Consider the following 24,197-nt stretch of genomic DNA (forward strand, 5'->3'; position numbering starts at 1 on the left):
GATGATCTCATGAAGCTGCTTTCTTTCATCGCCGACGGCCGCTCCTCCTTCGGCGCCGTCAAGGACAATGCCGTCGTCGATCTCGGCGCGCGGATGACAGGCTGCACGACGCTGCGGCAATTGCTCGAAACCGGCCGCGTGGCCGAGGCGACCAGGCTGGTCGCGTCCACCGCGCCCGATCATCCGCTCGAGCGCATCACCTTCCTCCCGGTCATCCCCGATCCCGGCAAAATCATCTGCGTCGGCCTCAATTATCGGGACCACGTCGCGGAGACCGGCCGCACCGTCACCGAGAAGCCGGCGCTCTTCGCGCGCTTCGCCTGTAGCCAAGTCGGCCATCTCCGGCCGATCGTGAAGCCGAAGGTCAGCGACGATTTCGACTATGAAGGCGAGCTCGCGCTGGTCATCGGCAAGCAAGGGCGCCACATCCCACCAGACCGTGCGCTCGGGCACGTCGCCGGCTATTCCTGCTACAATGAAGGCAGCGTCCGCGACTGGCAGCGCCACACCAGCCAGTTCCTGTCCGGCAAGACCTTTGCCGAGAGCGGCAGCTTCGGTCCGTGGCTGGTGACGGCGGACGAGATTCCCGATCCGTCAAAGCTCAGCTTGCAGACGCGCCTGAACGGCACCGTCGTGCAGGACACCACCACCGATCTCCTGATCACCGCCATCCCCGAGCTGATCGCCTACATCTCCACGATCTGCCCGCTCGACCCCGGCGACGTCATCGTGACGGGCACGCCCGGCGGCGTCGGTGCCAAGCGCACGCCGCCCCTGTGGATGCGCCCGGGCGACACCGTCGAGGTCGAGATTTCCGGCATCGGAACCTTACGCAACAAGGTGATCGCCGAGCCGGCCTGACCGCCGCCTTCGCGATCAGAACGTTCACGCCAGATAGAGCGCCAGATAGCCCTGCATCGCATAGAGCGCGCAGAGCGCCAGGCTCGACCACACTGCGGCGCTGAAATACAGGAACATCCAGGTCAGCTCGCCCTTCCAATGCGCGATGTCGTGGGTCACCACCCAGCGCGTCGAGACGTCATGCAGGCCTTCGAGGAAGCCCATGAACGTATTGCCCTCGGCGTGCCCTGCCCGCCAGCGGCTGAGATACATCGGCACGTCGACGGTGACGAGGAAGGCGAGGAAGCAGGCGATGCCGACGATGCCTGACATCAGCGCCCAGCGCACCACGCCCTGGAATTCCGGCACCAGGCGGCACAATGCGATGCCGGCGAGGAAGAAGGTCACCGCCCACAGCGAGTTCTCGATCGCGTTGTAGAGGAAGTTGGTCGTCACCACCGCATACCAGGAGAAGCACTCCGCGAGGATGATGATGGGCACGATCACGAGCGCGATGTTCACCGCGGTCTCCGCGCCCGTCATGTGACCCAGCTGATGCAGGATGATGGCCCATTGCGCAACGAAGCAGAGCTCGGCCACGGTCGCGACCGTCCGGCCGACCACGACGCTCGACAGCCAGGTGTCGAACAGGCAGATGCGCTGCACGTCGGCGCGCGGCAGGAACGATCGGAACGCGCAGCCGAACACATAGCCGGCGCAGAGCAGGAACATCAGCCCGATGCCGGAGCCGGCACCGTAGCTGCCCGAAGGCGTCGGGTAGAACTCGCGGTACAGCATGAACCAGACCAGGATATTGGCGCTGCTTACAAGCGTGAGAGATCCCCACCACCACGCGAGGGGGTTTGACCGCGCCTGCCACTGCAACATTGAGCCGCTCCGCAAATAATTCGATCTGACATGTCGTCGTAATAATCCTGTCACAGGACGGCATGCAATCACGACAAAAATCTGTGTGCTTGGTCCTGCCGCGCGCGCTTTTCGGCGAAACGCCGGCGTCGTATGGGTGTCCACATATCGGACAATTTTAGCGGGAATGGCGAATCTATTGGACAGCGCCAGCATTCGCGTCTGATACTTCGGTATGGCCGCGACAACCCCATCCAAGCCGCGACATCCGCTCTCCTCTGCCGCCGCCGTGCTGGCGGAGAGCGTCGATGACGCCGCCTTCGCCACGACGCTGGCAAAGGGGCTCGTCGTGCTCGAAGCGTTCAAGGCCGGGAGCCCGCTGCTGGGCAACATGGAGCTGTCGACGCTGACGGGCATCCCGCGGCCCACAGTCGCGCGGCTCACCCACACGCTGGCCGAACTCGGCTACCTCCGCTACGACGCCGAGCGGGCCAAGTATCGCGTCGGGGCGCGGGCGCTGCGGATCGCGCATCCTCTGCTCGCAGGAATGCAGTTCCGCCAAGTGGCGCGGCCGATGATGCAGGAGCTGGCGCTCAGCGTCCGCGGCACGGTCTCGATCGGCCTGCTCGACGCCACCTCGATGATCTATGTCGAGACCGCGCGCTCCGGCGATGTCGGACCGCACGTGCCCGACATCGGCATGCCGATTCCCGTGGTGCTGACCGCGATGGGACGCGCCGCGGCGGCGACCCTGCCGCCGGCCGATGCCGACCGGCTCGAGCGGAACATCGCCGCCGAAGACGCCGAGCTATGGTCGGCCTTTCGCGACAAGTACCGCGCCGGGATCGCGCAATGCAAAAGCCGCGGCTTCTGCACCTGCTGGGGCGAGTACATGGCCTCCATCCATGCGGTCGCGGCACCGCTGTTCCACGCCGGCGAATCGAAGCAATCGTTCTCGATCAATTGCGGCATCCCCGCGTTCCGCCTCCAGTCTGGCCAGCTGGAAGGCGAGATCGGTCCGCGCATCGCGGCGCTCGCCGACAGCATCCGCGCCATCGTCGGGCAGGCAGAGCTCGCGCCGCCGCGCAAAACCAGGAAGGTCACAAGCGCTGCAACATGACATGCCTGGCCGCGCGAAGGACCGAAGGTTCTCGCCGCGGTGATGGAAGACGACCAACGATAAAAACGGGAGGAAGACCACAGTGGCATCGCTCGAAGTCACACGCCGAGCCCTGCTGGGCGCAATGGCAGGCGGCCTGGTCGCCGGCTCGGACCTGACGGCACGGGCCGAGGATGCATGGCCCTCGCGCCTGGTGCGGCTGATCTCGCCCTACGGGCCCGGCGGCTCCAACGACATCTCGCTGCGCCTGCTCGCCGAAGAGTTCGGCCGCAGTCTCCGTCAGCAATTCATCGTCGAGAACAAGCCGGGCGCCGGCACCCGCATCGCCAACGACATGGTCGCCCATGCCCCCGGCGACGGCTACACGCTTCTGTACGTCGCGGCCCCCTACGCCACCGCCGAGGCGCTGTTCGGCAAGCTGACCTATGACCGCAAGGAGCTGCAGCCGGTCGCAATGGCCGTGATCGCGCCGCTGTTTCTCATCATCAGCGCGGACGCACCGTTCAAGACGCTTCCCGAGCTGATCGCCTACGGCAAATCCAAGCCCGATGGGCTGACCTTCGCCTCTCCCGGCGCCGGCTCGCAGCCACATCTTGCCGGAGAGCTGCTGTTCCGCGACGCCGGCGTCAAGGGTCTCAATATCCCGTTCCGGGGCGATGCCGCCTCCTACACCGAGCTGCTCGCCGGCCGGGTCGATGCCACGCTGACGGCGCTGCCGACCGCCCTGCCCTACATCCAGAGCGGCAAGTTCATCGTGCTCGGCGTCGCCTCGGCCGAGCGCAGCGCGCTCTACCCGCAGGCGCCGACCCTGCGCGAGCAGGGCTTTCCCAACGTCGCTGCCGCCGGCTGGTACGGCTTCATGGCGCCTTCCACGACGCCGCGCGCGATCGTCGACAAATTCCAGGCCGAAGTCCTGCGCGCGCTCGCCGAGCCTGCCATCAAAGACAAGCTGACAGCTCAAGGCCTCGAAGTGCGCGCCGGCACCGCCGCCGAGTTCGGCCGGTTCATCGACAGCGAAACGCAGAAATGGACCAAGCTGATCCGCGACGCCGGGCTCAAGGGCGAATGACCGTGTGCGAACAGGGAATGGAAATGAAGAACCGTCTTCTCGGACGCATCGCGGCCTCCGCACTCGCTCTGGCGCTGTCGATCTCACAGGCTCACGCGCAGAAGAAATACGATCAGGGCGCTTCCGACACCGCGATCAAGGTCGGACAGACCGTGCCGCTGAGCGGTCCTGCCTCGGCCTACGCCGTGATCGGCAAGACCCAGGCGGCCTATATGAAGATGATCAACGACCAGGGCGGCGTGAACGGCCGCAAGGTCGAGCTGATCCAGTATGACGACGCCTATTCGCCGCCGAAGACGGTCGAGCAGGTCCGCAAGCTGGTGGAAAGCGACGAGGTGCTGCTGACGTTCCAGATCATCGGCACCGCGCCGAACGTCGCCGTGCAGAAATATCTCAACGCCAGGAAGATCCCGCAGCTGTTCGCGGCCACCGGCGCGGCACGCTTCACCGATCCCAAGACCTTTCCCTGGACCATGGGCTTCAACCCCTCCTACCTCGTCGAGGGCCGGATCTACGCGCAGTATCTCCTGAAGAACCACCCGAACGCCAGGATCGGCGTGCTCTATCAGAATGACGATCTGGGCAAGGACTATCTTGCCGGCCTCAAGGCGGGCCTCGGCGACAAGGCGAAGATGATCGTGGCCGAGACCTCCTACGAGATCACCGAGCCGACCATCGACTCGCAGATCTTGCGGTTGAAGGACGCCGGCGCCGACGTGCTGTTCAGCGCCACGACGCCGAAACAGGCGGCGCAGGCGATCAAGAAGGTCGCCGAGATCGGCTGGAAGCCGCTGCACATCATCGACATCAACGCCTCCTCGCTCAGCGCCGTGCTGAAGCCGGCGGGTCTGGACAATTCCAAGGGCGTCGTCAGCGTCGGTTACGTCAAGGATTCCGCCGATCCCGAATGGAAGGACGATGCCGGCATGAAGCGCTACCTCGCCTTCATGGCGAAATACTATCCCGAGGGCGACAAGGAATCGAACCTGAACGTCTACGGCTACATCACGGCCCAGCTGCTGGTGCAGGTGCTGAAGCAATGCGGCGACGATCTGACCCGCGAGAACGTGATGCGGCAGGCAGCGAGCCTCAGGAACGTCGTGCTCGATCTGACGCTTCCCGGAATCTCGGTGACGACAACGCCGACCGACTATCGCGTCAACAAGCAGTTCCAGATGGTGCAGTTCGACGGCCAGCGCTGGCAGAAGCTCGGAGACATCGTGACGGACGAGGCGAAGGAGTGAGGCGGCGAGACGCGAAAGCGGTCCCGGCGAATCCTTCGCCGGGACCGCCTTGGCATCAACGCTTCATGCCCGCCACATAGGCCGCGAGCTTGTCCAGCGTCTGATAGCCGTATTCGACCGCGCCGAAGCCGATCATGCCGTCGCGCTGCTCGGCGCTCGAGGCCAGCTGGCGCATCATCAGCACGGTCTTGCCGTTGCTCTGCTCGGCAAAGGTGACGGTGAAGCGGAACATGCCGGGATCCTCGTCCTGGTCGAGGCCGTGATCCATCTCCATCAGGGACGGCCGCTCGATGCGGCGGAAGCGCATGCGGTTCGGATAGACCGTGCCGTCGGGGCCGATCATGTTGAAGCGCCAGACGCCGCCGACCCGCACGTCGATCTCGAAGGTCTCGATCTTGAACCCCTTCGGCCCGAACCATTGCGGCAGGTGCTTCGGGTCGGACCAGGCCTCGAACACCAGATCGCGCGGCGCGTCGATCACGCGCGACATCACGATCTCGCGGTCGAGCGACCATTGCGACAGTGCGGGATTGGCGGACTTCGTCATCGCTCAGAACCTTTCCGTTTGGTTGTTCGGGACGGCCGCTTGACGGCCGCCCTCTCCTTCTCTTTCTTGAGCTTCATCACATAGGCCTCGAAGCGGTCGAGCCGCGCCTCCCAGATCGCGCGCTGCCGCTGGAACCAGTCCTCCGCACCGAGCAGCGCATTCGGGCTGAGACGGCAGGTGCGCACGCGGCCGGATTTCTCCGACATCAGCAGTCCGCTCGTCTCCAGCACGCGAATGTGTTTCATGAAACTCGGCAGCGCCATGTCGAAGGGATCGGCGAGCTCGCCGACCGAAGCCTCGCCGGCGCACAGCCGCATCACGATCGCCCGCCGGGTCGGATCGGCAAGCGCTGCGAAAACCTGGTCGAGGCGGGTCAATTGGTTATCCATGAAGCTAACTATAGGCGACTTGGTCAGCCGCGTCAACAATTGTTAGCTCATAAGCTAAGTGATTTTGATGCCGCGTGGCGATGCGGAACCTGCAGCGCGCAATTGTGAATTGGGCCGCGGGAGGTTTCCGGATAGAGCAGATCGGGGGCGCATCAACATCGTTGATCAGAGCAAGTGCGCCCTGTTGTCACCCCATCCCCGATCACTCGGCGAATCTTCACCCGCGCTGCCCTCGTTCCCCTTGCGATCGCGCTTGGCCCGCGCCGCGCCTTTGCGGATTCCGACATGATCGCGCAGATGCGCGACATCGTCGCGAGCGAGCTGGCGCCGACCGCGACGCCGGACCATGCCGGCGGCCTCGCCGCGGCCCTTTATGCCGGGCGCCATGTCGAGTTCTTCAGCTACGGCTTTGCCGATGATGCCACCAAACGGAAGGTGACGCCGGACACGCTGTTCAACCTCGCCTCGTTGCGCAAGCCGTTCGAGGCCACGCTGGTGGCGCTCGGCGCGGCGCGCGGCGAGCTGCGGCTCGACGACCGCCTGCCGAAATACCTGCCCGAGCTGAACGGCAACTACATCCGCAACGTCACTGTTGGCCAGTTGGCGGCGCACACGTCGGGCCTGTTGCTGCCGACCGACCATCCGCCCTGGCCGAACGAAGAGTACACGCGCGAGCATTTCATCGCCTTGCTGAACGCCTTCATGCCGGCGCCCGGCATCGCACCCGGCCGGCAACGCATCTACACCCATGCCGGCTACGTGCTGCTTCAGCTCGTGCTCGAGCGCTGCTACGGCATGCCGATCCATGCGCTGATCCAGCACCGCATTCTCCGCCCCCTCGCCATGGACTCCACTTTCGTCCCCGAGCGCGGCGCGGACAATCGCGCCGTCATGGACCGGGCCTGGATGCCGCGCCTGGTCCAGGGTTATTCCGACCAGGGCATGGCCATCGGCCCGATCGGCAACCAGCAGAGTTATTTTGACTTTCCCGGCACGGGCCAGATGTTCGGCTCCGCGCGGGATTTGGCGATCTTCGCGGCGGCCTGCGTCGACGGCCGCGCGATCAATCCGAATTTGCGCGAGGCGTTGCGGATGACGCAGCGCGAGGCCTTCCGCGTCGACGAAAAATTCGGACAGGGTATGGCCTGGGAGACCATGCATCTTCCGGGCGTCACCATCATCGACAAGCCCGGCGGCCTCAACAACGCCTCCGGCTATATCGGCCTGGTGCCGGCGCGGCGGATCGCCATCGTCCTGCTGGCCAATCGCGGCGAATATCCGCACGAGATCGCCCGCTACAGGATCCTGCCGGAACTGGTGAGGCTTGTCGCTTCACATTGAGGCGGCGCTCAGACCGAGCGCGTCAGCCCGCCGTCGACGCGGATGTTCTGGCCGGTGATGTAGGCGGCGCCGTCGGAGGCCAGGAACGAGATCGTCGCCGCGATCTCCTCCACTTTGCCGTAGCGCTTCATCGGCACGCTGTCGCGGCGCGTATCCTGCTGCGGCAGGCTGTCGATCCAGCCCGGCAAGACGTTGTTCATGCGGACGTTGTCGGCGGCATAGGTGTCGGTGAAGATCTTTGTGAAGGCGGCAAGGCCGGCGCGGAACACCGCCGAGGTCGGGAACATCGCGCTCGGCTCGAACGCCCAGGCGGTCGAGATGTTGATGATGGCGCCGCCCTTCTGCGCCTGCATCAGCGGCGTCACCAGCCGCGTCGGGCGGATCACGTTCAGGAGATAGGTGTCGAGGCCGCTGTGCCACTGCTCGTCGGTGATCTCGGTGATGGGAGCGCGCGGTCCGTGGCCGGCGCTGTTGACGAGCACGTCGATCCGTCCCCATTTCGTCATGGCACCGTCGACGAGACGCTTCAGGTCGTCGTTCTCCGTGTTCGAGCCGGTGACGCCGAGCCCGCCAAGCTCGGCGGCCAGCGCCTCGCCCTTGCCGGAGGACGACAGGATCGCGACGCGAAACCCGTCCGCCGCCAGCCGCCGCGCAGCCCCTGCCCCCATGCCGCTGCCGCCGGCGGTAACGAGCGCAACTTTCTCTGCTGCCATGACCGATCATCCCTTTGAGTTGAGGCGAGCTGCAGGCTCGGCCTATCATGCGGCCTTCTACAGCCAGACCTGTCGGCAGGTCCATGGTCGAAGGATGCATCCCATGAGCAACGCGCGATGAGTGACTTGCTGATCCGCAATCTGCGCCCCGAGGAAATCTCCCTCACCATCGACTGGGCCGCGGCCGAGGGCTGGAATCCGGGCCGCGGCGATGCCGCCTGCTTCGCAATCCCCGACGCGCAAGGCTTCTTCGTCGGCGAGATCGATGGCAAGCCGGCCGCGACCGTCTCTTGCGTCAATTACGACGATCGCTTCGCCTTCCTCGGCTTCTACATCGTGCGTGCAGACCTTCGCGGCTCCGGCCACGGCCTGCGGATCTGGAACGCGGCTATCGCCCATGCGGGCTCCCGCGTGATCGGGCTCGACGGCGTGGTGGCGCAGCAGGACAATTACAGGAAGTCCGGTTTCCAGCTTGCTTACGCCAATATCCGCTACGGCGGCGGCGTCGCCGCGCCGGCGAGGTCACCCGCCGATGTCGTCGCGCTCGACACGATCCCGTTCGCGCTTGTGGACGTCGACGACACCACGGTCTTCCCGGCCCGGCGCAGCGCCTTCCTGCGCGCCTGGATCAACACGCCAGGCCATGTCGGCCGCGCGCTATTGCGCGACGGCAAGCTCGCCGCCTGGGGCGTGATCCGGCCGTGCCGGACCGGCTACAAGATCGGCCCGCTGGTCGCCGACGGCCGCACGGCGGCGGAGGCGATCGTGCAAGCCCTGCTGGCCAGCGCGGATGGCGAGGTGTTTCTCGATGTCCCCGCCGTCAATCGCGAGGCCATCGCGCTCGCGGAGGCGCTCGGGCTCAAGCCGGTGTTCGAGACGGCACGGATGTACACGGGCGCGATCCCGCCGCTGCGCATCGATCGCGTCTTCGGCGTGACCAGCTTCGAGCTCGGCTAAAGCATGTTCCGGAAAAGTGCGCAGCGGTTTTCCGAAAAGATCATGCTCAAACAACAACCTAAAGCGCGATGACGATTCATCCTAATCGCATCGCGCTTTAGCGCCGCTCAGTAACAGCGCGTGATGTTGACGGTGTGCTCGCTGCCACCGCGTCCGGGCACCGTCACCTGCTCCGTCGGACAGCTCGGCACGTAGGGCCGGTCGGACGGCACGACGTTGGGCGGGAAACGATGCGTCCAATCCCACGGAACGTCATAAGTGTAGGTGTAGCGCACGTCGGCGGAGAGCGGCTGGGCTGGGTCGACGAAGGGCTGGCTGTAGCCGGCGCTGTCGTGGAAGAAGCCGCCGCCGCCGGGCCAGTAGACGAAGGGGTTGTTGCGCCGGTGGAACCGGGCGCCCGGCGCGATGGGCGGACGCGCGATTGCGCCGGACCGCGCCGCGGTCACCCCGTGCGGCGCAGCGCCACCGGGTTGTGCAGAACTATCGCTGAGGCTAAGGAGCAGCGCGGCTGCGCTGAGTGAGGCGAGCAAGGCCCCATGCATTCTGTAGGTCATGATACGCACCAACTCGTTTGGCTTCGGCGGCTCCCCGCAGCTACGCTAGGCCGGGCCGTCGCCCACCCGCAAACGTATAATTAATCTTTGGTTAAGGCACGGGATTAACCGGGGAACCGATGCGTCAAAGCGCGCCCGATTGCCGCCTTCTGGCTCGTTCGGCCTCGCAGGGCGACGTCGGCCCTGACGGGGACAACGCCGGCACCCTGACCGGCCGCTATCGCTGGTGGAGCCGCTCTCTCACCATCCGTTGCGTTGCCCGGCGGGCAAAACACCCGAGACCTAGGTCAACGCCCGTCGCCGAAAATATTCCACTTTACCGAAATTCGGAAATGACGTATGTGTCGCGCAACCCGGCCCAAGGAAGAGGGGCGTATCGCGATCGTCACGAACGCGGGCCGGGCGGCGGTGGACGCCGATGGCATCGGCGCGAAGGGTTTTGCAGGGCGGAGAGCCGTGAGCGAAACGTCTCGCGCACACGACCGATGCGATCGGCGTACGGCAAAATCGTGTGGTCCTGACGCCCGGGGTCTGGCGTCAAGTCTTGCGGTGATGTGGCGGCCCGACCGGGCACGCGCATCAGCCATCCGCAAGGCGACGGGGGCAATAGTGCAACGCTCCCCGGGGAGAGCACGACATAAGCCGTCAAACCACTGCGCAGGGAAGGCCGGATGTTTGGCTCCACCTGTATGCCGCTGTGCAGCTTTTCTTAAGCACACGCTTTCGCACAGTGGACCGTGGGTGCCCGGCCGGCACCCGGTCTTCCCTGCGCCCTCTTTCAATTGATGAGGGTGAGACGACCAGGCAAAGCTCGGGCGAAGTGCGCCGCGAGGATGCGACGCTGTGTCCGCATGAAGGCGAGTACGTTGCAAACCCTATGCACCACCGTCACCCTGAGGTGCGCGCGCTGCGGCGCGATAGCGTCGCAGAGCAAGCCTCGAAGGGCGACGGCCCCGCTGCACCAGCTCGGCCGCACATCCTTCGAGGCTCCGCATGCGATGCATTCGCATCGCACGCCTCGCACCTCAGGATGACGGATCAATTATTGTCGCGGCGGAGCGATTCTGACGATGCTGAGGCAGTATGCGCGAAGACTCCGGTCTCGTGCCCCGGACGCAGCGCAGCGTCCCTGGCGTTGCGAAGCATCGTCCGGTGCGGTGCGCTGCAGAGCCGGGGCCCATGCAGCAGAGAGTGCGCGTCTCACATGCCGATGTCGAACACGTTCGGCAATTGGCCCGCCAGCGGCAGCGCGGTGGCGCCGAGGAAGGTCGCCACCATCGCCATCAGGCGACGGTTGTTGTGGCGCTTGCCGCGCATCTGGCCGGCGATCCACTCCAGCATCTCGCTGTTGACCTTGGAGGCGTAGGACGGCGCCCAGCTCTCGATCTCGGTGTCGGCCGACAGCGCGACGCTGCGCGGCGGCACCTTCAGGCCCGAGGCGCTCGCGGCATAATGGGCAACGGCCTTGGCGAGCAGGTCGTCGAAGCGGCCGCCATCGCTGCGCTCGGTCGCGGCCTCGTTGATCTCGAACAGGACCTCGGCCTCAGCCCGGCTGACCGGCTGGTCGTTGACGGCGGTGGCGGCCAGGATCCGCATGCACCAAGCGGTGTCATCGGCATCGAGCGAACGGGAGAAGTGCACCCTTCCCTTGGTGGTCGGGCCTTCGCCGGTGATCACACCGTCACGCACGATGGAGAGTGCGTGCGCCGCGGTGTCGCGGCAGGACGGTTCGAGGGACGAGGACTCGACAGATTTAGGCGCAGCGGCAGACATAGTTCACTTCCAGACTTCTTCTGATCGGCCAGCATTTTCATGCCGGCGTAAAGGGGTGGTTAACGATTCGATACGGCGATCACGACTTTTCGAGATGGTTGCCAATTGGTCGCTGTCAGAACCGTTTTGGTTCCAGGACGCGCCGGGCGAGCGTGATGGAAGTCATAAAAGGCATAATCGGGGCGAGCGAGACCGTGCGACCCCGGGTGGAGATGTTTCGCCGCAGGGGCCGCTGTAACAATAAGTTGCTAGGAAATCGGGCCTTCAAGGAAGAAATTCACATTTTACTTGAACCGGTTCAGCGGCCGTTCACTTGGCTTGGTAAGGCCCTATAATGAGGATGACGGCCAGAGAAAAATTCCCCAGTAGATTCAATGCGATGAGGTAACATCATGACACTCCCGATCGGCACCACCGCACCCGACTTCGAAGCCGAGACCACCGAAGGGAAGATCAAGTTCCACGACTGGATCGGTAACAGCTGGGCGCTCTTGTTCTCGCACCCCAAGGACTTCACGCCGGTTTGCACGACCGAGCTCGGCGCCCTCGCCAAGCTGAAGCCGGAATTCGACAAGCGCGGCGTCAAGCTGATGGGCCTCTCGGTCGATCCGGTCGACAACCATGCCCGTTGGTCGGAGGACATCAAGGAGACGCAAGGCGCAGCGCCCAATTATCCGATGATCGGCGACACCGATTACAACGTCTCGAAGCTCTACGGCATGCTGCCGGCCGCGATCTCCGGCGATCCCCTCAAGCGCACCGCGGCCGACAACCAAACCGTCCGTAACGTCTTCATCATCGGGCCTGACAAGAAGATCAAGCTGGTGCTGGTCTATCCGATGACCACGGGCCGGAACTTCCAGGAGATCCTGCGCGTCATCGACTCGCTCCAGCTCACCGCCAAGCATCGCGTCGCCACGCCGGCCGACTGGACCCAGGGCGACGACGTCATCATCGCCGGCTCGGTCTCCAACGACGAGGCCAAGACGATCTATCCGCAGGGCTGGAAGGAGCCGAAGCCTTATCTGCGCATCGTGCCGCAGCCGAAATAGTCGACAGTCATTCCGGGGCGGTCCGAAGGACCGAGCCCGGAATCTCGAGATCCCGGGTTCGGTGCTTCGCACCGCCCCGGGATGACAACGCTGAATTAAGCCGTCCGCACGCGGTCGAGGAAACCGTCGACCTCTGCCTTCAGATGCAGGCTCTCGCCGGACAGCGCCTGCGCCGAGGCAAACATCCGGCTCGAGGTCTCGCCCGTCTCGCCGGCGCCCTTGGCGGCGTGCCGGACGTTGACGGCGACCTCGGCCGTGCCTGAGACCGCCGCGCGAACGCTCGCCACGATGTTGTGGGTTGCGCTTTTCTGCTGCTCGACCGCAGCCGAGATCGAGCCGGCAATCCCGCTGATGCGCTCGATGGTCTCGCTGATCGCCTTGATGGCGGCGACCGATTCCTCGGTCGCAAGCTGCATGCTCTCGATCTGGTTCGATATCTCGTCGGTCGCTTTCGCGGTCTGGCCGGCCAGCGTCTTGACCTCCTGGGCCACCACCGCAAAGCCGCGGCCGGCATCGCCCGCACGCGCGGCCTCGATGGTGGCGTTGAGCGCCAGCAGGTTGGTCTGCTCGGCGATCGAGGTGATCAGCTTGACGACGTCGCCAATGCGCGCGCCGGCTTCCGAGAGCTGCGCGATGCGCTGGTCGGTGGCCTCGGCCTGCCGGACGGCCTCGGCGGAAATCTCGTTCGATTCCTGCACGCGTCGGGCGATCTCGGAGATCGACTGAGACAGCTCGTCGGAGGCCGATGCCGCCGAACGCACGTGCTCGGAGGCATGTTCGGAAGCGCCCGCGGACTGCGCCGAGAGATCGGCGGTGGAGCGTGCGACGTCGGTCAGTTGTCGTGCCGCGCGCTCGAACTCGCCCGACGATGTCAGCACCTTGTCGAGGATGCCGCCGACGCTGCCGCGGAACTCCTCGACGAAGTTGCGCAGGTCGGATTTGCGCTGCTCGGCCGCCGCGGCCGAGGCCGCCGCCTGCTCGCTGCGCATGCGCGCCCGCTCCAGCGAATTGCTCTTGAACACGGCGACCGTGCGGGCGATCTCGCCGATTTCGTCGGCGCGATCCTCGCATTCGATCGTAACGTCGCTCTGGCCGTCGGCAAGTGCGGTGAGCGAGCGCGTAACGGAGGTGAGCGGTCGGGTGACGCGGCGGACGACCAGCAGGGTCAGGCCCAGCACCAGAAGCGCGGCAAGTCCGGCGGCCGCGGCCATGCTCTCGATCGCGTGGGCCAGCATGCTCTCGTACTGCACCATGGGGATGCCGACATAGAGAATACCGACGACCTTGCCGGCCGCGTCAGCGATGGGGAAATAGGCGGTCATGAAGGTCTTGCCGAACAGCGTGGCCGGACCTTTGTAGGCCTCGCCACGGCGCAGCGGCGCCTGTCCTGGATGGTCGGCGGCAAGCTGGGTGCCGACGGCGCGATCGCCGTTTTCCTTTTTCACGTTGGTGGAGCGGCGGACGAACTGCCCGCTCGCATCGTCGAACACGAACAGGGTCGCATTGCCGCCGACATAGGACACCGCCCGGTCGACGATGGCGTGATCCTTGAAGTCGGGCATCTTGGGGATTTCGGCGCGCACCACCGCGCCATCCCGCATCGTGATCTTGGCGGCCGGAACGATCTCGGTGAAGGCGAGCGCCAGCGTGCGCAGGTTGACTTCGATGTCGCGCAATGCGCGGTCATTGAAGGCGGAGGTCAGCGACCAATAGCCGGCGCCGACCACGAGTGCCGTGTTCACCGCGATCAGCAACACGGCGCACAGAACCGCTTTGGTGCCCAGCTTGAACTGCGGCAAGAACTTCCCGGTCAGAACCTTGGACATGAATGGAACCACCCCCGTAATCCCTGCATAATCCTGCAGTGGTATTACAGTCCCATTAACGACAGTTCCCTACCGCCGCCCCCGCATGCTTTCCAAATCGTAAACGAGGATCCCCTGACCGCGCCGAGCGTGCCGTCCATCATCGTCTGGTTTCGCGACGACCTTCGCCTGGCCGACCATCCTGCTCTGCACGCCGCTGCGAAGACCGGTGCGCCGGTGGTCTGCCTATACGTGCTCGACGACGGCCTCGCCCGACCGCCCGGCGCCGCGACGCGATGGTGGCTGGCGCAGTCGCTGCGAGCGCTCGGTGCCGCAATCGCTGCGTGCGGCGGATCACTGGTCCTGCGCAAGGGACCGGCGGCCAGGATCATTCCGGACGTGGCACGCGAAAGCGGTGCCCGCGCCGTCTACTGGAATGGAATTGCACAGGCACCGCATCAGGCCGTCGAGAGCCAGCTTGAGGCGGCGCTGACAAAGCTCGGCGTCGATTCGCAAAGCTTCCCCGGCGATCTCCTGGCCCCGCCCTCGGCCATCCGCACCAAGGAGGGCCGCGGCTTGCGCGTGTTCACGCCGTTCTGGCGGCGCGTACTGTCGCTCGGCGATCCGGCAAAACCGCTGCCTGCTCCGAAGCAGCTGCGCCCCGCACCGAAGATCGCCGGCGATGTGCTGGAGAGCTGGCGACTGGAGCCGGCCAAGCCGGATTGGGCGGGCGGCCTGCGCGAAACATGGACCCCGGGCGAGGCCTCGGCCCGGCAGCGCCTGCGCGACTTCCTCAGGCACAGCGCGCGCGCCTATGTCGGCAACCGCGACCGTCCGGACCGGGACGGCACCTCACGGCTCTCGCCGCATCTGAGGTTCGGCGAACTCAGCCCGCGCCAGATCTGGCACGCGGCACGGTTCGCGGCGGACGAAGACCCGGCACTCCGTCCCGGCATCGAGAAATTCCTGAGCGAGCTCGGCTGGCGCGAGTTCTGCCGCCATCTCCTCCACGATCACCCCGACCTCGCCACCAGAAACCTGCAAGCGAATTTCGACGGCTTCCCCTGGACGCGCGACATCAAGGCGCTCGCCGCCTGGCAGCGCGGCCGCACCGGCTATCCGATCGTCGATGCCGGCCTGCGCCAGCTCTGGCACACCGGAGCGATGCACAACCGGGTGCGGATGGTGGTGGCTTCCTTCCTGGTCAAGCACCTCTTGATCGACTGGCGCGAGGGCGAAGCCTGGTTCTGGGACACGCTGGTCGACGCGGACGCCGGCAGCAATCCCGCCAATTGGCAATGGGTCGCCGGCTGCGGCGCCGACGCTGCGCCCTATTTCCGCGTGTTCAATCCGCAGCTGCAGGGCGAGAAGTTCGATCCGGATGGAACCTATGTCCGGCGCTGGGTGCCGGAGCTGAAACAGATGCCGGCCAAGCTGATCCACCGCCCCTGGCAGGCAACGCCGATCGAGCTCGCGAGCGCAGGCATCACGCTCGGCGAGACCTATCCGCACCCGATAGTCGATCATGCCAGTGGACGCGAACGCGCGCTCGCAGCCTACGCGAAGATCCGCAAAGGTTGAGCGTTGCTTTGACACAATTATGAAACGCGCTATCGTCGTCGCTCCATACAAACCGTGGGGGACACGATATGGACGACGACAAGCCGATCACCGAACAAGCGATGGAAACGATCACCAATGCCGTGGAAGCGACCAAGGACGCGGCAGTCACCGCCGTCAAGAAGGTCAGGAAGGCCGCCAAGAAGGTCGCGAAGAAAGTAGCGCCGAAGAAGGCTTCCAAGAAGAAGGCCAAGAAGGCCGCGAAGAAGGGTTCGAAGAAGGCCGCCAAGAAGGCCACCAAGAAATCCTCGAAGAAAGCGGCCAAGAAGACCGTGAAGAAGACCGTGAAGAAGGCCGCCAAGAAAGCTGCAAAGAAGAAGAAAGCCAGGAAGGCGAAGCGCTGATCGAGCCGCTCAGACGGGTCTCCGGATGCGAGCGCCTCCGGAGACCCTGTCCCGCCGCGCTCTTTCCGGATCCCGATCTAGAAGCGGCGGTTGACCACGAACACCGCAGCGGCGCACATCGCCATGCCGGCGATCGCCAGTGCATCGAGCTCCTCGCCGAACAGCAGGTAGGCCATCAGCGCAGTCACGGCCGGCACCAGATAGAACAGGCTCGCGACCGAGGTCGCCGCGGCGTGGCGGATCAGCCAATACAGTAGCCCGATCGATCCGATCGAGAGCGCCACGGCGAGCCAGGCGAGCGCGAGCACGAACTCCCGCGTCCAGTGCACCACGCGGTCCTCGAACAGGAAGGCCCCGATCGCGAAGAAGATCGTGACCGCGGCATATTGCACGAGATTGCCGGCGCGCCAGTCGATCTGGTTGCAATAGCGGCGCTGATAGAGCGTGCCGAGCGTGATGCTGATCAGCGAAACCACCGAGGCGAGCCAGCCTAGCCCGGCGTCCCCCGTCATGGGACGGTTGTGCAGAATCATCACCACGCCGCCGAGGCCGAGCACGAGCCCGGCCCATTGCACCGGCGTCACCTTCTCGCCGAGCCAGCGGTTGGCGATCGTCGAGGTCAGGATCGGCTGAAGGCCCGGGATCAGCGCTGAGAGCCCGGCGGGAATCGAATGCGCGATCGCGATTGCGGTGCCGCCAAGATAAAAGCCATGGACGAGAATGCCCGCGACCGCGCTGTGGGCGATGCCGGCGCTGTCAGGCCATTTCGGCCGCGCGAGGCCGGCGATGATCGCCATCAGGCCGACCACGATCGCCATGCGGATAGCGAGATAGGTCAAGGGATCGGCGTTGTTGACGACGTATTTGGTGCCGATGAATCCGGTGCTCCAGAGCAGGACGAACAGGATCGGCGCGGCGCGGGCGGTCAGGGCTTCTTGATTATGGTTCATTGCCGCCCTCATTGCCCCACCGGGGGGATATGCGGCAATGCGAATTTCGTCCGGACGATGCTGCGTTGCGATGGAGGCTTGCGACTCAGCGCAGCCGCTCACCACTCTTCCGGACAGGGGTCGATGATCTTCCAGAGCTCGACGCCGTTCTTGATCTTCTTCATGTCGGTGGTGAGCCCGCCATTGCGACGAATCCAGTCCTTCACCGTATCGGGATAGTAGGACATCAGGTCGGAGGTCCCCTCGGAGCTGGTGACCTTGATGCCGAAGGTGAAGGCCTTGTCGTAATAGGCCTGATGGAAGCCAAGGCTTGCGCGCGGCGTCACGCAGATCTTGTTCATCGGCACGATGCCGAGCACCAGCGTGCAGGCCGAATTGCAGATGCCGTCGATGATGACGCGCTCGCCCTTTTCGCGGACCCGCTTGTACTTGGCCTTGTATTCCTCGACATAGCCGCCGTGGTCGCGGGTGATATGCAGCTCGGCTCGCGCCGGCGTAGCGGCGGCGAGACAGAGCAACAGCAGGCTCAGGTGCGTGATGCGCATGGCAAGGTGCGGCGATAGCCTTCAGGGAATGCACCGGCCTCGAAGGAGCCCCAAAAGGCCGGCGACAGGATTCTTTACCGAATAGTCTTTGGTCATACTTGTGTGGGGAATTCGTTAAGCATCCCGAGAAGGCCAAAAATGGGCAGGCCTGGCCGCCACTTGGGCAATTCTGTCACACCCACCCGGGAATCTGCGGGTTTGCCCCGGATTTCCGGCCGCCGGACGGGTGCCCCGGCGGCTCGAAATGGCTATAAATGGCTGACCTATTCGCGCGGGTCCCGGAGAATCGAGATGAGCAAGTTGACGCTAATCGCCGCGGTTGCGGCCCTGTCGGCCGCAATCCTAGCCCCTGGCCTGGCGGAGGCGGGGGGCCATCACCGGCACCACCGCGCCTATGCCAACCCGCTGCCCTACCCGATCAGCTATCTGCACAATTACGGTCCCGGCATCACCCCCGGCACCTTCGCCTATTACGACGGCCCCTCGACCAACCATTGTTACCAGAGCGCGGCCGCCTATCGCGGTCAGGACCGCCGCCGGCACCCCTGCTACTGAGGGACGCCGGCCGCGGCCTGTTTCCGGGCGCCTCTATTTGGCGGCGCCCGACAGCAGCAATTGCTTCTCGATCTCGTAGACCGGCAGCTTGACGAGATCCTTGCCGACCTCGCCCTGAAGCGCCTTGCGCACAAGGTCCGAGTAGTCGGCGCGGATCATGCCAAGCGCACGCGGCGAGGCCACCATGGTCAGGGAAGTGGTCTCGCCGGAGCTGACGGCGGCATCGAGCCGGCCGGCCAGGCTTCGCAGGAAAGCGCGCTCGGCCTCGTCGTGCCAATCGGTCTGCTCGACCGAGCTGCGGGCACCGCCGGCAGCGGCATGCACTCGCCCCGGCGCATCGCTCCCTTGCGCGCTGGTCGACGGATTCGGCTGCTCGTGCACCTCCTTGGTGTGAAGGTTGGGAAACATCTCGTCGCCGAGGTTCTCCAGAATCAGCGCCTTGCGCCCGTCGCACACCACCAGCCAGTCGCCCTTGTCGATTCTCATTTTATCCATTGCAACTCTCCTTGAAACTTACCGACGCGCATCGAGCATCAGAGATGGTCTTCGAATTCCTCGAAAGACTTGCCGAACTGCGCCATCGCCTCCTCCAAATAGTCGGCGAGCATTGGCGTGCCGATCAGGTAGGAAGCCGTGCGCGCGTTGTGCGCCTGCGCGGCCTGGGCATGCAATTCGCGCCAATTGGAGAGATCGCCGTCGCCGCGGCCAAGCCAGGTCAGCGCCACCAGATCGATCTGCTCGTCAACATTGAGATCGCGAATGAAGCCCGCGAGCTCCGCACGGTCGGTGGTCCCGCCGCGCCCGTTGCGGCCATAGCTCATGTCATCGTCGCCAGACTCCAGGATGACGCCGCCTCCGGCCGCCTCGCTGTCGGACCGGCGCGATTTCGAGATGACGAAGAAGACTTTCTCCGGCGAGATCGACAGATTTGGAATGACTCGCATCCAGTTCACCTTGCCCGGCAGCGAGCCCCATGCTGCCGCCACACAGCAACACTATGAGCCGAGGCGGATTTGCGAATTGCGCAGGATCAAGGTCGGAACGGCATTAGGCATGCGGCCAAGCCCAGCCCGGTGGGCGGATTTGCTGAAGATCTGTTCATCAGCATTACATTTCGGCTCCGCCACAATTTGATCAGAACCACTTCGATATCCTGTCTTGCGTAAGCGGAGGAAGACATCATGACTCGCAAGATTGGCCTCGTCGCCGCAGGCCTGTTCAGTGCCATGTTGGGTGCTCTGGCGGCATCGCCAACGGCGTCTGCCATGCCTATCGCGCCCGCGCCTGCAACATCCGATATCGCCGGCGTCGAGCAGGTGCGCATGGTCTGCGACGCCTGGGGGCGCTGCTGGTGGCGCCCGAACTACTATGGATATTACAGGCCCCGGCCGTATTACGCCCCTCGATATTATGGGCCGCCGCGCTATTACGGCCCGCGCCATTATGGCTATTACGGCTATCGCGGCTGGTAACATGTGAAGGGGCCCTCCGGGGCCCCTCGCTCTTGCGAGATCACGTCTTGCGCCGTTGTCGTCAGCCTGAAGCGATTCCAGAACTGATCTAGATCAAAGATGAAACCGCCCACACCGTCATTCTGCGGTGATGGCCGAGTTGATCGTCTTTCGATGCCCCGAGACGGGCATGAACGTGCAGACGCATCTGGAGAAGCAGGAGAGAACAGAGGGGCGGAGCTTTGCGTCCTTTGCCTGCCCCGTCTGCCCACGTCTGCACTTCATCGACCTCGCTTCCGGAAAGCCGATGAGCGGGGAGCGTGGACGTGACATTGATCCGACAGACATCATGACATGATGTCCGCAATAGTACGGCCTGAAATTCGGTTTACTGGAACGCGATGTTTCGCCATTGATGGCGCTGCATCGACGTTCATTTGATTGTCACTTTTCAGCAGCCGGTCAGACCCATGTTGTTCGACGCTCTCACTCCGTCCTCCGCGCTACAGCTGATCGGCTTTGCCGACGTCGACGCGTTTCGACCGATCGAGTCGATGGAGGATGCCCGAAGCATTCCGCTCGACATCCCGAACTTCGCCGCGGCCCGCGCCGTCGTCTCCCTTCCGGCGTGCCGCATCATCGTGATGAGATCGTTCGCGCGCATCCTGGACACGGCCTATCGGATGCCGGGCGGGATGGTGATCCTGTCCATGACCGACGACCTCCAGGTCAACCTCAAGGGCCTGGATCTCGATGCGCGCTTCTTCGTCACGCTCCGCGGCAACGATGAATGCCATTTCGTCGAGCCGCAGACCAATCATTACGCGATGATCATCTTCTCCCCCGGGCTGAAAGACCGAGGCTGGTTCGATCGCGCCGACGATTTGCGGGCCCGTGTCGCGAACCGGCCGGCCCTGCTCCACACGCGGCAACTCCTGCTCGACATCCTGCGGACCGCCTCGGTGCAGCCGCTCCTGTTCGAAACCACCGAAGTCGCGCTCCATCTCCAGGAAGGCCTGCTGCTCGCGCTCGACGATTTGTTTCAGACCGATTCGATGTCGGACCTGAGCGCCTCGGCCCAGGCCGAGCGTTCGATCAAGCTGGTGCAGCGGATCGACGATTACGTCGCGGCCCATCCGACCGCTGCGATCTATACCGCTGATCTCGCCGGCGAGTTCGGCGTCTCGATCCGGACGCTCGGCGGCGCGGTAAGCAAGGTGCGGGGCATGAGCCTGCATCAGTACATCCGGCTCAAGAGGCTGTGGGCGACCCGCGCCCGCCTCCTCAAGGGTGGCGGCGCCACCGTCACCACATGCGCGCGCGCCCAGGGCTTCCACCATCTGGGTGAATTTGCCGCGGCCTACCGCGCGATCTTCCACGAGACGCCCTCCGACACGCTGGCGCGTGGACGGCAGAGCGGTGTCCGTCAGGCTGACTGACCCAGCGAGCCTTGCGACGGTGCCCAGCCTCAGCGCCGGTTCGGAACATATCTGGAACGGGCTGGACAAAGGAGGACTGGCGCGCTCGGAAGGATTCGAACCTCCGACCCTCGGAATCGAAATCCGATGCTCTATCCAGCTGAGCTACGAGCGCCTGGGCCCGATTGGACCAGAACCGGGAAACACCGCACCGTGGCTGGCGAGCCAGCGCACCGACGGGCGTTCGGATGGATTGGAATTAGCAGAGAGACTGACCAATAAAAAGCCCTCCCCGCCTCGTTTCGAAGCGGGGCGTGGCCGTTTTTACCAGGTGTTGCCGAAGAAGCCGAATTGCGGACGCTGCGCGACCATCATCGGCCGGTCCTGCTGTTGCGGTACCGAATGCGCCCTGGCGATTCTGCGCTTCGGCGGCTGCGCCTGAGGCGCCTGAGCAGGCTGGGCTTGCGCTTGAACCTGCGGCTTGGTGTCCGCCTTGTTCGCTGCGGCGGCGCCCGCCTTCGGTCCTCCCGGCGTGAACTGGGCGAACGTCTCGCGCACCCGCGCCTTGGCCGACATCTCGGCGAGGGCTGCCGACGTGCTGTCCTGCACCGGCGGCTGAGGCGCAACCACAGCGGCAGTTTTCATCGCAGCCGGGACGAGCGTGGGCTGGGTAGTGTCGAGCACGACACGCTCGGGCAGATGGCGATCGGAGCGAATCCGGATCAGCGGCTGATCATTGCTTGCGGTGGCGACGGCCTGCGCAACCGGCTGCGATGGCAGAACGAAGTCCGCTGCGAACAGCAGTGCGAGCAAAGCTCCACCGACAAAGACGAAATATCGAAAGACAGGCATTGGCCACGCTCCGCCCCCCGCATCCCCGCGTGGGCTCTCCGCCTCAACAGGCGATCTCTTAATTGGTTCCTGGCCCAGCCTTCCGGTTCAAATGGCGACGCGAGGTTTTTTGGCCAAGGGCCGCGGAGGGTAACTTTTCCGCTACCGGAACATGCCGCCTTTATGCGCGGCGTGCCGCAACCAGGGAACATTTCGCCTGATCGGCATTCACGTTGACGAAGCCGACGGGAATCCGGGCGTAGGTCTTGCGGCTCCTCATGCCGACCGGGTCTGCCAGCACGCGACTGCGATCGGTGAGATGGCTGCCATCGCGCCGCGCAAAGGCGCAGACGATCTCGACATCTTTTACGGCATAGTCGTTGTCGTTTCGCAGCGTGAACGTCACCAGGGCTTTCGAGCCAAGGCCGCCGCGGCGCCAGGTCTGCGAGGAAATCCTGAGACGACCAAGGTCCGCCATGGCCGGGACCTGAGCTTCGGAAGCCAGCGACGCCGATCCGGCCGGATCGTTCGAAGGAGCCGTCTCGACGGCTGCCATCTCCGACTTGACCTGCTCAGCGCTATTGCCTTTGGACAGAGGCAGCAGCATCCAGACGCCGCAGCCGACGATGATGGCCGCCAGCAACCACAGAAGGCTGCGACCAAATGAGACGCTTGCAATCGTGACGGCTCGCGCCAGTCGCTCGCCGGTCCCTGCAAAGCGCCTCAATCCGATCCGGTCGAGCCTGGCGTTCATGGTTGCTTCACCGATCGCAGCCGAAGCCGTCGAGCGACGGAATGGGCCACTGCTTACCTTAATCCGGAAGACGACCTAGGGTTCCCGCACGCTTGCGAATCGGCAAGGACGGTGGCGATCACCGACCACGGCCGCTAACATGCGCGGCAACATCGCGCAGGACCATCAGGAGACATCGAAATGCCAGTCGTCACTTGGGATCACGTCCATCTGCGCAGCCCCGATCCGGAGGCGACCGCAGCCTGGCTGCGGGACATCCTCGGTGGCGAGATCGTCCGCGCGCCGGGGCGGATCGACGTGAACCTTGGCGGCGCCAGGATCTTCATCGCGCCGCTCGAGGGCGACAGCGCGGTCAACCCGCCGCCTCCGCACCCGCATCAGGGCCTCGACCATTTCGGGCTGACGGTGAAGGACATCGATGCCGTCGCGGCCGAGATCAAGGCCAAAGGCGTCACCTTCACGCGCGAGCCGACCACGATCCGGCCCGGGGTGCGCATCTGCTTCATCCGCGGCCCCGAAGGCATCTCCATCGAGCTGCTCGAGCGGGACAACAAATATACCTGACCCGCGCGCGCCGCGTCGACGCATCGGGCAACATGCCGCCGAGGCCGCTAAAGCATGATCCGGAAAAGGGCGCAGCGGCTTTCTGAAAAGACCATGCTCAAACAATAATCTAGAGCGCGATGACGATTCTTCCTCGCCTCATCGCGCTTCAGGTCATGCTGCCCGGCATGAAGCAGCGGACGGTGACGCCCATATAGCCGTAGATCGGCCACACCATGGTGCGCCCCACCCGGTTCGGCTCGGAGATCACGGCCTCCTCGGGGACATCGACCCAGACCAGCTCCTGCGGCTGTCCTTCCAGCCCGGAGCCGTAGCGCGGGAGGCGGACGCGGTAGTGCCCGTCCTTGCTGTCCCAGTCACTATCCGAGAGCGCCGAACCGTCGGCATCGGAGCAGCACGGCCCCTTGCCGCTGCGCAGGCCGTCGAACCAGGCTTTCAAATCCGGATTGGTGTTGGCGAACTGGCCGCGGTCGCGTGCCTGGCCGATGGGGGCTGCGAGCGCAAGCAAGACCAGGGCCCCTGCCAGTCTCGTCGCGCCTCGCCAGCGTGTTACGCTGCCGGAGCGCCGTCGTTCCGTTTTGCAATTCGTGGGACGCGCACTGTACAGACGCGGCTCATCGCCGCCGGAATCGATCCAGTTCCTCATCGTCTTGCTCCAGCACCCCGCGGCCAGTGCAGCTAGTTGTTGTGCATTTTGCGGGCCAACTCTGATTCGCAACGACCGGCCTCGCCCCATCATCAGACCGTCATGATTGCGTCAAGCACAAGTCGGGACAACTACGGCTCGCGGCAACCTCCGGCGGCGGCCGGCAAACTGCCGCGTTGCGCGGGGCGATACGCTTTGGCATAAAAGCCGGACCGGCTACGCCATTGGGCGATGGCGGCCGGCCCGTG

The 24,197-nt window shown here is 64.8% G+C and carries 28 protein-coding genes and 1 tRNA gene; 14 read left to right on the top strand and 15 right to left on the bottom strand.

The features are described 5' to 3' along the window. The first annotated feature begins 9 nt into the window (after positions 1-9). Positions 10-861: a fumarylacetoacetate hydrolase family protein gene (locus tag AC066S_RS15700; RefSeq protein ID WP_126258174.1), complete on the top strand. Its 852-nt coding sequence runs from the start codon at positions 10-12 to the stop codon at positions 859-861. Positions 862-885: 24 nt separating this feature from the next. Here AC066S_RS15700 and AC066S_RS15705 read toward each other — a convergent pair whose 3' ends face one another. Then, on the bottom strand, positions 886-1,728 hold the full coding sequence (locus AC066S_RS15705) for a hypothetical protein (RefSeq protein ID WP_478270126.1): 843 nt from the start codon (positions 1,726-1,728) through the stop codon (positions 886-888). A 214-nt stretch (positions 1,729-1,942) separates the two neighbouring features. On the opposite strand from AC066S_RS15705, the gene AC066S_RS15710 reads away from it, so the two are divergent. The 3 genes from AC066S_RS15710 to AC066S_RS15720 all read left to right on the top strand — a co-directional run bounded on the left by AC066S_RS15710 (position 1,943) and on the right by AC066S_RS15720 (position 5,140). Continuing rightward, the gene (locus tag AC066S_RS15710; RefSeq protein WP_478270127.1) at positions 1,943-2,827 is read left to right on the top strand and encodes an IclR family transcriptional regulator; all 885 of its coding nucleotides are present in this window, start codon (positions 1,943-1,945) and stop codon (positions 2,825-2,827) included. A 124-nt stretch (positions 2,828-2,951) separates the two neighbouring features. After that, a complete protein-coding gene (locus AC066S_RS15715; RefSeq protein ID WP_478270206.1) occupies positions 2,952-3,896 on the top strand; it encodes a Bug family tripartite tricarboxylate transporter substrate binding protein in 945 nt (314 codons plus the stop codon). Positions 3,897-3,919: 23 nt separating this feature from the next. Beyond that, complete coding sequence (locus AC066S_RS15720; RefSeq protein ID WP_478270128.1) at positions 3,920-5,140, top strand: ABC transporter substrate-binding protein; 1,221 nt, start codon at positions 3,920-3,922, stop codon at positions 5,138-5,140. Positions 5,141-5,195: 55 nt separating this feature from the next. On the opposite strand, the gene AC066S_RS15725 is transcribed toward AC066S_RS15720, so the two are convergent. Both AC066S_RS15725 and AC066S_RS15730 read right to left on the bottom strand, forming a co-directional pair. Continuing rightward, positions 5,196-5,687: an SRPBCC family protein gene (locus tag AC066S_RS15725; RefSeq protein WP_126258169.1), complete on the bottom strand. Its 492-nt coding sequence runs from the start codon at positions 5,685-5,687 to the stop codon at positions 5,196-5,198. Then, on the bottom strand, positions 5,684-6,076 hold the full coding sequence (locus tag AC066S_RS15730; protein ID WP_478270129.1) for an ArsR/SmtB family transcription factor: 393 nt from the start codon (positions 6,074-6,076) through the stop codon (positions 5,684-5,686). Before AC066S_RS15730 ends, AC066S_RS15725 begins: the two co-directional genes overlap by 4 nt. 285 nt (positions 6,077-6,361) lie before the next feature. Between AC066S_RS15730 and AC066S_RS15735 the strand changes: the two genes are divergently transcribed. After that, a complete protein-coding gene (locus tag AC066S_RS15735; protein ID WP_478270130.1) occupies positions 6,362-7,417 on the top strand; it encodes a serine hydrolase in 1,056 nt (351 codons plus the stop codon). An 8-nt stretch (positions 7,418-7,425) separates the two neighbouring features. Here the strand turns inward: AC066S_RS15735 and AC066S_RS15740 are convergent, their stop codons facing one another. After that, the gene (locus tag AC066S_RS15740) at positions 7,426-8,130 is read right to left on the bottom strand and encodes an SDR family oxidoreductase (RefSeq protein WP_135169913.1); all 705 of its coding nucleotides are present in this window, start codon (positions 8,128-8,130) and stop codon (positions 7,426-7,428) included. A 117-nt stretch (positions 8,131-8,247) separates the two neighbouring features. On the opposite strand from AC066S_RS15740, the gene AC066S_RS15745 reads away from it, so the two are divergent. Further along, positions 8,248-9,087 (top strand): GNAT family N-acetyltransferase, encoded by an 840-nt coding sequence (locus AC066S_RS15745; RefSeq protein WP_478270131.1) that lies wholly within the window; start codon positions 8,248-8,250, stop codon positions 9,085-9,087. A gap of 107 nt (positions 9,088-9,194) precedes the next feature. Here AC066S_RS15745 and AC066S_RS15750 read toward each other — a convergent pair whose 3' ends face one another. Both AC066S_RS15750 and AC066S_RS15755 read right to left on the bottom strand, forming a co-directional pair. Then, positions 9,195-9,641 (bottom strand): hypothetical protein, encoded by a 447-nt coding sequence (locus AC066S_RS15750; protein WP_164718677.1) that lies wholly within the window; start codon positions 9,639-9,641, stop codon positions 9,195-9,197. A 1,200-nt stretch (positions 9,642-10,841) separates the two neighbouring features. Then, the gene (locus AC066S_RS15755; protein WP_478270132.1) at positions 10,842-11,414 is read right to left on the bottom strand and encodes a hypothetical protein; all 573 of its coding nucleotides are present in this window, start codon (positions 11,412-11,414) and stop codon (positions 10,842-10,844) included. Between the two features lie 392 nt (positions 11,415-11,806). Here AC066S_RS15755 and AC066S_RS15760 point away from each other — a divergent pair, with 392 nt between their 5' ends. Beyond that, a complete protein-coding gene (locus AC066S_RS15760) occupies positions 11,807-12,466 on the top strand; it encodes a peroxiredoxin (RefSeq protein WP_126258163.1) in 660 nt (219 codons plus the stop codon). A gap of 95 nt (positions 12,467-12,561) precedes the next feature. Here the strand turns inward: AC066S_RS15760 and AC066S_RS15765 are convergent, their stop codons facing one another. Then, positions 12,562-14,292 (bottom strand): methyl-accepting chemotaxis protein, encoded by a 1,731-nt coding sequence (locus AC066S_RS15765; RefSeq protein WP_135169911.1) that lies wholly within the window; start codon positions 14,290-14,292, stop codon positions 12,562-12,564. Between the two features lie 114 nt (positions 14,293-14,406). On the opposite strand from AC066S_RS15765, the gene AC066S_RS15770 reads away from it, so the two are divergent. Together AC066S_RS15770 and AC066S_RS15775 are read left to right on the top strand one after the other, a co-directional pair. Next, the gene (locus tag AC066S_RS15770) at positions 14,407-15,852 is read left to right on the top strand and encodes a cryptochrome/photolyase family protein (RefSeq protein ID WP_478270207.1); all 1,446 of its coding nucleotides are present in this window, start codon (positions 14,407-14,409) and stop codon (positions 15,850-15,852) included. A gap of 68 nt (positions 15,853-15,920) precedes the next feature. Continuing rightward, entirely contained in the window at positions 15,921-16,235 is a 315-nt protein-coding gene (locus AC066S_RS15775) for a histone (RefSeq protein WP_478270133.1), read from the top strand. A gap of 77 nt (positions 16,236-16,312) precedes the next feature. Here the strand turns inward: AC066S_RS15775 and AC066S_RS15780 are convergent, their stop codons facing one another. Both AC066S_RS15780 and AC066S_RS15785 read right to left on the bottom strand, forming a co-directional pair. After that, positions 16,313-17,185, bottom strand: a complete 873-nt coding sequence (locus AC066S_RS15780) for a DMT family transporter (RefSeq protein ID WP_478270134.1) — start codon at positions 17,183-17,185, stop codon at positions 16,313-16,315. 98 nt (positions 17,186-17,283) lie between these two features. Next, on the bottom strand, positions 17,284-17,730 hold the full coding sequence (locus AC066S_RS15785; RefSeq protein WP_126258159.1) for a hypothetical protein: 447 nt from the start codon (positions 17,728-17,730) through the stop codon (positions 17,284-17,286). A 291-nt stretch (positions 17,731-18,021) separates the two neighbouring features. Between AC066S_RS15785 and AC066S_RS15790 the strand changes: the two genes are divergently transcribed. After that, a complete protein-coding gene (locus AC066S_RS15790) occupies positions 18,022-18,285 on the top strand; it encodes a hypothetical protein (protein ID WP_126258158.1) in 264 nt (87 codons plus the stop codon). A 33-nt stretch (positions 18,286-18,318) separates the two neighbouring features. Here the strand turns inward: AC066S_RS15790 and AC066S_RS15795 are convergent, their stop codons facing one another. After that, on the bottom strand, positions 18,319-18,780 hold the full coding sequence (locus tag AC066S_RS15795; RefSeq protein WP_126258157.1) for a host attachment protein: 462 nt from the start codon (positions 18,778-18,780) through the stop codon (positions 18,319-18,321). A 38-nt stretch (positions 18,781-18,818) separates the two neighbouring features. Continuing rightward, positions 18,819-19,229, bottom strand: a complete 411-nt coding sequence (locus AC066S_RS15800) for a DUF3775 domain-containing protein (protein WP_126258156.1) — start codon at positions 19,227-19,229, stop codon at positions 18,819-18,821. Between the two features lie 237 nt (positions 19,230-19,466). On the opposite strand from AC066S_RS15800, the gene AC066S_RS15805 reads away from it, so the two are divergent. The 3 genes from AC066S_RS15805 to AC066S_RS15815 all read left to right on the top strand — a co-directional run bounded on the left by AC066S_RS15805 (position 19,467) and on the right by AC066S_RS15815 (position 21,175). After that, entirely contained in the window at positions 19,467-19,757 is a 291-nt protein-coding gene (locus tag AC066S_RS15805) for a hypothetical protein (protein ID WP_126258155.1), read from the top strand. A gap of 169 nt (positions 19,758-19,926) precedes the next feature. Next, positions 19,927-20,094, top strand: coding sequence for a hypothetical protein (locus tag AC066S_RS15810; RefSeq protein WP_347338956.1), 168 nt, complete (start codon positions 19,927-19,929; stop codon positions 20,092-20,094). A 112-nt stretch (positions 20,095-20,206) separates the two neighbouring features. Further along, the gene (locus AC066S_RS15815) at positions 20,207-21,175 is read left to right on the top strand and encodes an AraC family transcriptional regulator (RefSeq protein WP_167767563.1); all 969 of its coding nucleotides are present in this window, start codon (positions 20,207-20,209) and stop codon (positions 21,173-21,175) included. Positions 21,176-21,252: 77 nt separating this feature from the next. Here the strand turns inward: AC066S_RS15815 and AC066S_RS15820 are convergent. The 3 genes from AC066S_RS15820 to AC066S_RS15830 form a co-directional block, all read right to left on the bottom strand. Further along, positions 21,253-21,329: transfer RNA gene (locus AC066S_RS15820), tRNA-Arg, on the bottom strand. 149 nt (positions 21,330-21,478) lie between these two features. Next, entirely contained in the window at positions 21,479-22,006 is a 528-nt protein-coding gene (locus tag AC066S_RS15825) for a hypothetical protein (RefSeq protein WP_478270135.1), read from the bottom strand. Between the two features lie 160 nt (positions 22,007-22,166). Further along, positions 22,167-22,739 carry a hypothetical protein gene (locus AC066S_RS15830; protein ID WP_478270136.1) on the bottom strand — a complete coding sequence of 191 codons (573 nt, stop codon included), beginning with the start codon at positions 22,737-22,739 and terminating at the stop codon, positions 22,167-22,169. A 180-nt stretch (positions 22,740-22,919) separates the two neighbouring features. Here AC066S_RS15830 and AC066S_RS15835 point away from each other — a divergent pair, with 180 nt between their 5' ends. Further along, the gene (locus tag AC066S_RS15835; RefSeq protein WP_126258151.1) at positions 22,920-23,303 is read left to right on the top strand and encodes a VOC family protein; all 384 of its coding nucleotides are present in this window, start codon (positions 22,920-22,922) and stop codon (positions 23,301-23,303) included. Positions 23,304-23,451: 148 nt separating this feature from the next. Here the strand turns inward: AC066S_RS15835 and AC066S_RS15840 are convergent, their stop codons facing one another. Continuing rightward, positions 23,452-23,949 carry a hypothetical protein gene (locus tag AC066S_RS15840; protein WP_126258150.1) on the bottom strand — a complete coding sequence of 166 codons (498 nt, stop codon included), beginning with the start codon at positions 23,947-23,949 and terminating at the stop codon, positions 23,452-23,454. Positions 23,950-24,197 lie beyond the last annotated feature (248 nt).

It is taken from the genome of Bradyrhizobium sp. CFUWI (assembly GCF_056429085.1).